The organism is Clostridium lacusfryxellense (genome assembly GCF_018861735.1).
GTDB classification, from domain to species: domain Bacteria; phylum Bacillota; class Clostridia; order Clostridiales; family Clostridiaceae; genus Clostridium_AD; species Clostridium_AD lacusfryxellense.
In genome coordinates this window covers 1-767 of the sequence record NZ_JAHLEB010000159.1, presented here as the reverse complement: position 1 = coordinate 767, position 767 = coordinate 1, and the positions used below count along the sequence as shown (strand labels likewise).

Annotated in this window: 1 protein-coding gene; it reads right to left on the bottom strand. The window is 32.7% G+C overall.

Translation table 11 applies throughout. The features are described 5' to 3' along the window. Positions 1 to 89 precede the first annotated feature (89 nt). The coding region (locus KPL55_RS25780; protein ID WP_246599856.1) for a group II intron maturase-specific domain-containing protein at positions 90 to 767 on the bottom strand (678 nt) is incomplete at its 5' end.

The following is a 767-nucleotide window of genomic DNA, read 5'->3' as shown; positions in this document are numbered from 1 at the left end:
AAAATCGAGTAGGAGCTAAATAATTAATTTATTTAGCGACCTCTCACACCACCGTGCGTACCGTTCGGTACACGGCGGTTCAATAAGAATTACCTAATCATAAATTTTTCAGTTAATGTTATGAAACCTTTTTCTCTAAGGTATTTATTAGTTAGACTTCTTGTTAAGACTGGGCTATGGGATATTCTCCAATAGCCTTTTCTTGTATTCGCATATTCCCAAGCTTTATATTCATTAATACCAAGCCTTTTGAGATTATCATGTTTTGTTTTAATTCTCTTCCATTGTTTCCAATAACATAAGCGAATCCTTCGTCTTAACCACTCGTCTAAGGTTTTAAGCATACTTTTCATATCTGCTAATTTAAAATAATTTACCCATCCAACTATAACTTGTCTTAGTTTAATAGCACGAAGTTCCATACTCATAGCATTACTTCTTCCTGTTATTTCTTTGAGCTTACTTTTAAGTTTCTTAACAGAATTTTGGTGTACTTTTATCCCCATTTCACCTTTCTTTGGATAAAATGTAAATCCCAAATACTTCAACTTCCACGGTCTGTCGACCTTGCTCTTGTCTTTATTGACTTTGAGTTTCAAATCCTCTTCTATAAACTTTGTTATACTTGCCATTACACGGTATGCTGATTTCTTTGATTTTAAATAAATATTACAATCGTCAGCATAACGACAAAAGTGTAATCCACGCTTTTCTAATTCTTTATCCAACTCATTTAACATGACGTTACTAAGTAATGGTGAAAGATT